Genomic DNA, 7,251 nt, shown 5'->3' with positions numbered 1-7,251 from the left:
TACCGTGCCGACCTGGCCGAGGTGCGGGCGTACGGGGCGGTGAACAGCACCGTACGCACCGAGCGGCAGACCGAGACCGCCACCTTCTGGTTCGGCTCCTCCCTGACGCTGTACACCGAGCCGCTGCGGGTCGCCGTGGCCCGCTCGCAGCGCTCCACCTCCGCGCAGGCCGCGCTGGTGGCCCTGTTCCACGTCGCCGCGGTCGACACGCAGATCGCCACGTCCGACACCAAGTACGCCTACCTGCGCTGGCGCCCTGTCACCGCCATCCGCACCGGTGCGATCGACCCCGACCCCGGGTGGTCGCCGCTGCACATCACGCCGGCCCATCCCGACTACCCCAGCGGACACAACACCTACGCCGGCGCGGCGGAGACGGCCCGCGTCTACTCCGGCATCCACACCCGCTCCGCCGACGAGGCCGGCCTCGTCCTCGGCAAGCGGGTCGCAGGACATGCGCTGAACAACGCGGCGCTCCTGTTCGGCGTGGGGTGAGCGGCCGCCGCGACCGGACGGCCGCCTCCCGCAGTGCATGAGCCATGGTCCGGGGCGAGTCCGGGCCCGGGGCGCCCGGGTGGGCCGCGCCGAGCCGTGTGGCGAGGAGCCGGGCGAGCGTGGTCCCACCGGTGGCGGGAAGGCCGCTGAGGACGATGAGTACAGAGCGACCCTGTCGGAGGGGTGCGGCCGGAGCCGGGCAGGTCCGTATCCATGTTTCCGCCATGTGAGACCTGTCCGGAACTTATTGACCGACGGGGTGGGCGTCTGCTCAACTCACTTTCCATGACCCCGCGTATGGATTTGACCCGGAGGCGCCACATCGACCTGGCGCACGTCTCCAGCGCGTTCTGTTGTCGTTGATCCAGAAAATGCGTAGCTGATCCGCGAAGCGGCCCTCCGTAGCGGCGGGTAGGCGCAGCGGTATGCACGGCCAGACCACGTTCGTCCCCTCGGCCCCCTCCTTGCTTTTGCTCTCCCCGTGGGGAGGGGCATGTGCTGCCCAACTTGGGGTCCTCGATGGGAAGTTCGTCAGCGGCCGCTGACCGGCGCGGTCGCATTGCCTTCAGGGCCCGCGTCACCTGACACGGTCTGACCTCCGGCCGGCACCTCTCGAGCAGTCGACGGTTCCTCGCATCGCGCCCGTACCGGGTGCTGACTGCGCGGCCGTTCATCCCTGCCCGTCACCCCTTCACTCCGACTTTCGGCACCGCAGTGCCTCCGGACTCCCTGAGAGGGACTTCCCATGCCTCCGTCCATCCGCAAGCTCACGGGCCGCATCGGCGCGGTCGTCGAGGGCGTCGACCTCACGGTGCCCCCGGACCCCTCGACGATCAGGGCGCTCCGTCATGCCCTCAACGAGCACAAGGCCATCGTGTTCGACGACGTGCACCTCGACAACGCCGGTCAGGAGCGCGTCGCCGAGTGGTTCGGCGACCTGACCACCGCCCATCCGAACGTTCCGGCCGCCGACGGCACGACGAACGTGCTCGCCGTCGACAGCGAGACGTCCAAGGCGAACGAGTGGCACACGGACGTCACCTTCGTCGCCAACCCGCCGCAGCTCACCACGCTCCGGTCCATCGTGATCCCGCCGTACGGCGGCGAGACGTTGATCGCGAACGCCGCCGCGGCCTACCGGGACCTGCCCGAGCCGCTCCGCGCCCTCGCGGACTCGCTGCGCGTCGTGCACACCAACCAGTACGACTACGCGCGCACGTCGGCCACCACGGCCGAACGCCAGGAGTACGACCGAGCCTTCGTCTCGACGCCGTACGAGACAGAGCACCCTCTCGTGCGGGTGCATCCGCTGACGGGCGAACGCGGGCTGTTCATCGGCGGGTTCGCCAAGCGGATCGTCGGCCTGTCGAGCAGTGAGTCGGCCGATCTGCTGCGCATCCTCCAGTCGTACGTGATCCGCCCGGAGAACGTCCTGCGCTGGACCTGGGCCCCCGACCAGCTGCTGATCTTCGACAACCGGATCACGCAGCACTACGGCGTGGACAACTACGACGACCACCCGCGCCGCCTCAATCGTGTGACCGTCGCGGGAGATGTGCCGGTCGGCGTCGACGGCCGCCGCAGCGAGCCGCTCGTGGGTGACGCCTCGCACTACAGCAAGGTGCTGGAGGTGGCGGCCTGATGACCGAGGTCAGCCTCCAGAGACCGGCCGTCGGCTCGGCGGCCACCGTGCCGCCGGCGAGTGCCACGGTGCGCGAGGTGTTCCTGCCACGCGACGCCCGCCGCCGGACCCTGCTCCACACACTCCGCGAGCGGCTGCGCTGGCCGCTGGGCATCTACACCACCCCGGTCGTGATCCTCATCGCCTGGGAGATCCTCGCCAGGGCCGGAGTACTGAAGAAGACCTACGCTCCGGCACCGACCTCCATCGTCCAGTCCGCCGTCGATCTGTGGCAACAGGGCGTCCTCGGGCCCGACTTGGCCGTCTCGCTGCAACGCGCCGGCATCGGCCTCGCGATCGGCCTGACGGTGGGCATCGTCACCGGTGTGCTCGGCGGGCTGCTGCGCAGCGGCGAGTACCTGTTCAACGGCGTCGTGCAGATCCTGAACACGATCCCGCTCCTTGCGGTGCTGCCGCTGATGATCGTGTGGTTCGGCATCGACGAGCTCACGAAGGTGCTGCTGATCTCGTTCGGCGCGGGCGTCCCCATGTACGTCAACCTGTTCGCCGCGATCCGGGGGGTCGACCAGCGGCTGATCGAGATGACGCGGACGACGGGCGCGGGCACCTGGCGCCTGGTGACGCAGGTACTGGTGCCCGGAGCCCTGCCGGGGTTCCTGGTCGGCCTGCGGTTCTCCCTCGCCTACAGCGTCCTGGGTCTCGTGGCCGCCGAGACGGTCAACGCCGACAAGGGTCTCGGCTTCCTCATCACCCAGGGGCAGACCTACCTGCAGACCGGCCAGGTCTTCGTGGGGCTGGTGATCTACTCGCTCCTCGGTCTGCTCGCCGACCAGTTCGTCCGGGCCCTCGAGCGGGTGCTGCTGCGGTGGCGCCCCAGTTATGAGGCAGCATGAGCACCACCGTTTCGACGCAACCCCGCCAACAGGCCGGCGCCGTCGTCGAGAAGGTCGTCCGCCGGTTCGGGGACCGGGTCGTCCTCGACCACCTGGACCTCACCATCGCCGACGAGGAACTGGTGGTCCTGCTGGGCCCCTCCGGCTGCGGCAAGAGCACCCTCCTGCGGCTACTCGCCGGCCTCGACCGGCCCGACGGCGGGCGCGTGGAGGTCCCGGCCAGGCGCGCGATCGTGTTCCAGGCCGACCGGCTGCTGCCCTGGCAGCGGGTGCTGCGCAACGTCACCCTCGGCCTGCACGGACCGGACGCCGACCGGCGGGCCCTCGACGTGCTCGCCGAGGTCGGACTCTCCGGCCGCGAGAAGGCGTGGCCCAAGGAGCTCTCCGGCGGCGAGGCCCAGCGGGTGTCGCTGGCACGGGCGCTGGTCTCCGAGCCCGAACTCGTGCTGCTCGACGAGCCGTTCGCGGCGCTCGACGCGATCACCCGGCTGCGCATGCACGACCTCGTACGGGCGCTGCGGAGCAAGCACCACGCGGCCATGCTGCTCGTCACCCACGACGTCGACGAGGCGATCGCACTGGCCGACCGCGTCCTCGTCATGAGCAACGGACGCATCGGCACCTCCCGCCTCGTCGGGCTGTCGGCCGCGGACCGCGAGGCGAGCGTCGCGCGAGAGGAACTGCGCTCCGCACTCCTGGAAGACCTTGGTCTGGCCAACCAGCACTGACTTCCCCCACACCACCCACTGACTTCCGCCGCCCCAGCACAGAAAGCACGTGAGAACCCATGTCCAGAAGACCCTCCCGTATCGTCGCCGCCGCCGGCCTGCTCGCCCTGGGCAGCACCCTCGTCGCCTGCGCATCGACGTCGGAGGCCGTCGCGCCCCTGAGCAGCCCCGGCGGATCGGGCGCCGGCAGTCACCCGGAGTGGAAGAAGTACACCTTCACCATCGGTGACAACGGCGGCGACGGCAGTCAGGAGCTGGCGAAGATCACCGGTGTCTTCGACAACGCGCCCTACAAGGTGAAGTTCGCCCGCTTCACCTACGGCCCGCCGCTCGTGCAGGCCGCCGCCTCCGGCGACATCGACCTGGGCAGCGTCGGCGACGTACCGCCGATCACCGGTGCCGCGAAGGAGTACGGCTTCAAGGTCGTCGCCGTCAACCGTTCCCTCAAGCCGACCCAGGCCAACGAGAACATCGTCGTACCGAAGGGCTCGACGCTCAGGACGCTCGCGGACCTCAAGGGCAAGAAGCTGGCTGTGCCGCAGGGCAGTTCGGCTCACGGTCTGGCGCTGAACGCGCTGAAGAGCGTGGGCCTGACCCCCAAGGACGTGAAGCTGGTCTTCCTCGACCCGGCGGCCGCCGCCACGGCGTTCAACACCGGCAAGGTGGACGCCTGGTCGATCTGGAACCCGCAGTCGGCGATCGCGGTCAAGAACGGTGCGCGGATCCTCGCGAAGGGTCTCCCGCCGATCGACCAGACGAGCAGCTACTACGTCGCCAGTGAGAGTTCGCTGAACGACAAGACCAAGCGGGCGGCTCTCACCGACGTCCGGAAGCGGCTGGCCCACGAGTTGGCCTGGGCGATCAAGCACGAGGACAAGTACGCGGAGGCGGTCTCCAAGGAGGAGGGCATCCCCCTGGACGATGCCAGGGCTTCCCTGGAGACCTTCGAGACCCGGGTGACCCCGGTGGAGAAGTCGGACATCGCGGCGGAGCAGAAGCTCGCCGACGCCTTCCTGGAGGCGGGCCAGATCACCAAGAAGGTCGACGTCTCGTCGATCACCGACAACCTTCTCCCGGTCGGCTACGACAGCTCGAAGCTGTCGGTCGGCTGAGCCGGCGCACCAAGAACGGACTGGAGAAGCACTCATGAGCGACCAGACAAGACGTCGGCTCCACCTCAACGCCTTCCTCATGGAGGCGGGTCACCACGAGGCGGCCTGGCGCCTCCCGCACAGCAACCCGCGGGCGGACTTCGACCTGCGGCACTGGATCGAACTGGCTCAGCTGGCGGAGAGCGCCAAGTTCGACTCGCTGTTCCTCGCGGACGGCCCGGCGCTCATCGGCACGGGCGAGTTCCGGCCGCCCGGCCAGCTCGAGCCGCTCACCCTGCTCACCGCGCTGTCGCAGGCGACCAGCAGGATCGGCCTCATCGCGACCGTGTCGTCGACGTACAACGAGCCGTACAACCTCGCCCGTCGGCTCGCCTCGGTCGACCATGTCAGCGGCGGCCGCGCCGGCTGGAACATCGTCACCTCGGCCGGAGCCGACGAGGCGGCCAACTTCGGCCTCGTCAACCGGCCCGACCATGCCGAACGCTACGCCCGGGCCGACGAGTTCCTGCACATCGCCAAGGCACTGTGGGACAGCTGGGAGTCCGAGGCCGTCGTCGCCGACAAGACCTTGGGGCGCTATGCCGACCCCGCCCGGCTCCACAGGCCCGACCACCGGGGCACGTACTTCTCGGTGGCCGGCCCGCTCAACGTCGAGCGCCCACCGCAGGGTTACCCCCTGCTCGTACAGGCCGGCTCCTCCGAGGACGGCAAGGACTTCGCGGCACGTCACGCCGAGGCCATCTTCACCGCCCACCAGACGTACGAGCGCGCGGCCGGCTTCTACGCCGACATCAAGGCACGGACCCGGGCAGCGGGGCGTGACCCGGACGGCGTGATCGTGCTGCCGGGCATCGTCCCGTACATCGGGTCGACCGAGGAGGAAGCCCGGGCGCTGGCGAAGCAGTTCGACGAGCTGCGCGTCCCGGAGTACGGACTGCGTCAGCTGGCCGCGGTCTTCGAGACCGAGCCCTCGGTGTTCGAACTCGATAAGCCGCTACCGGACTTCATCCTCGCGCGCCCGAAGCTGGAGGGCACGCAGAGCCGCAGCGACCTGATCATCGAACTCGCCGTGCGCGAGAAGTTGACGGTTCGTCAGGTCATCTCTCGGCTCGGGGGCGGCCGCGGTCACTTCGAGTTCGTCGGGACGCCCGAACAGGTGGCGGACACGATCATCGCCTGGTTCGAGGGAGGTGCCGCGGACGGGTTCAACATCATGGCGCCGGCCCTGCCGTCCGGCCTGGAGAGCTTCATCGAGCACGTCCTGCCGATCCTGCGCGGCAAGGGCCTGTTCCGTGAGGAGTACGAAGGCTCGACCCTGCGTGAGCACTACGGACTGCCGGTGCCGCCCAACCAGTTCCACCCGGAAGAGACGCGTGTGTCCGGTGGCTGACAGAAAGCCGCCTGCTCTGCTCGTCCAGGGGCTCAGCAAGACGTACGGCGACGGCTTCACCGCCGTCGCCGGCCTGGACCTGGAGATCCCCGACGGCGCCTTCTTCGGGCTGCTCGGTCCCAACGGCGCGGGCAAGACCACGCTGATCGGCTCGGTCTGCAACATCGTCCGTCCCACCACCGGCACGCTCACCGTCTTCGGTCACGACCACCGAAGCCGAGCGGCCCGACGACTGCTGGGCCTGGCCGAGCAGGAGATCAACGTCGACCGGTTCCTGTCGATCCGGCAGATCCTGATCTACCACGCGGGATACCACGGCATCGGCCGGAAGGCGGCCGTCCGGCGTGCGGACGAGCTGCTCGAGGTGTTCCGCCTCGACAGCAAGGCCGCCGCCCGTGCCTATGAGCTGTCCGGGGGCATGCAGCGGCGTCTCGTTCTCGCGCGGGCGCTCATGCACCGTCCCCGTCTGCTCATCCTCGACGAGCCGACCGCCGGCGTCGATGTCGAGCTGCGCTCGGAGATCTGGCGACTCGTCAAGGGCCTCAACGCGGCGGGCACCACCGTCCTGCTGACGACCCACTACCTCGAGGAGGCGGAGACGTTGTGCGACGAGATCGCGCTGCTGCGCGCGGGCCGGATCGTCGACCGCGGCTCCGCGGCCCTGCTGCGGGACCGCTACGCGGCCCGGGACATCTCCGAGGTCTACGACCGGGTGATCACCGGGGAGGAGGTGGCATGACGAGCAGCACCGACGCCCTGCCGGCCCTCCCGTCGTACGACGAGCCCTTCAAGCCCGAACGGTCGCCGTTCCTGTGGCTCTTCGAGCGCGAGGTCCTGCGGTTCCTGACCATCTGGCGCTACAGCGTCGTCGGTCCGGTGCTGTCGACCGTATTGTTCGTCGTCGTCTTCGGGTCGGCTCTCGGACAGCACGTCGACACGGTCGGCGGCGTCTCCTACGGCCGTTTCATCGTGCCCGGCCTCTTCGCCCAGG

General features: G+C 69.5%; 7 protein-coding genes and 1 pseudogene. All 8 read left to right on the top strand.

Annotated features, from left to right (window positions below; translation table 11 throughout):
- Window positions 1–495 (top strand): vanadium-dependent haloperoxidase (locus JF597_RS00570; RefSeq protein ID WP_293986611.1); only part of this gene is annotated, 495 nt, incomplete at its 5' end.
- A 745-nt stretch (window positions 496–1,240) separates the two neighbouring features.
- Window positions 1,241–2,137 (top strand): TauD/TfdA family dioxygenase, encoded by an 897-nt coding sequence (locus tag JF597_RS00565; RefSeq protein WP_293986609.1) that lies wholly within the window; start codon window positions 1,241–1,243, stop codon window positions 2,135–2,137.
- The gene (locus JF597_RS00560) at window positions 2,137–3,030 is read left to right on the top strand and encodes an ABC transporter permease (protein WP_293986607.1); all 894 of its coding nucleotides are present in this window, start codon (window positions 2,137–2,139) and stop codon (window positions 3,028–3,030) included. The genes JF597_RS00565 and JF597_RS00560 overlap by 1 nt, the downstream gene beginning before the upstream one ends.
- Complete coding sequence (locus tag JF597_RS00555; protein WP_293986605.1) at window positions 3,027–3,758, top strand: ABC transporter ATP-binding protein; 732 nt, start codon at window positions 3,027–3,029, stop codon at window positions 3,756–3,758. The genes JF597_RS00560 and JF597_RS00555 overlap by 4 nt, the downstream gene beginning before the upstream one ends.
- 59 nt (window positions 3,759–3,817) lie before the next feature.
- Complete coding sequence (locus JF597_RS00550; RefSeq protein WP_293986603.1) at window positions 3,818–4,870, top strand: aliphatic sulfonate ABC transporter substrate-binding protein; 1,053 nt, start codon at window positions 3,818–3,820, stop codon at window positions 4,868–4,870.
- Between the two features lie 34 nt (window positions 4,871–4,904).
- Window positions 4,905–6,260: an LLM class flavin-dependent oxidoreductase gene (locus JF597_RS00545; protein WP_293986601.1), complete on the top strand. Its 1,356-nt coding sequence runs from the start codon at window positions 4,905–4,907 to the stop codon at window positions 6,258–6,260.
- Entirely contained in the window at window positions 6,253–6,999 is a 747-nt protein-coding gene (locus JF597_RS00540) for an ABC transporter ATP-binding protein (protein WP_293986599.1), read from the top strand. The genes JF597_RS00545 and JF597_RS00540 overlap by 8 nt, the downstream gene beginning before the upstream one ends.
- Window positions 6,996–7,251, top strand: a pseudogene (locus JF597_RS00535) (hypothetical protein); the annotation flags it as partial. The gene JF597_RS00540 and the pseudogene JF597_RS00535, both read left to right, overlap by 4 nt.

Origin of the sequence: Streptomyces sp., from assembly GCF_019510245.1 — a bacterium.
GTDB lineage: Bacteria > Actinomycetota > Actinomycetes > Streptomycetales > Streptomycetaceae > Streptomyces.
The sequence above is the reverse complement of the archived record's forward strand: the minus strand, read 5'-3'. Positions and strand labels throughout refer to the sequence as shown.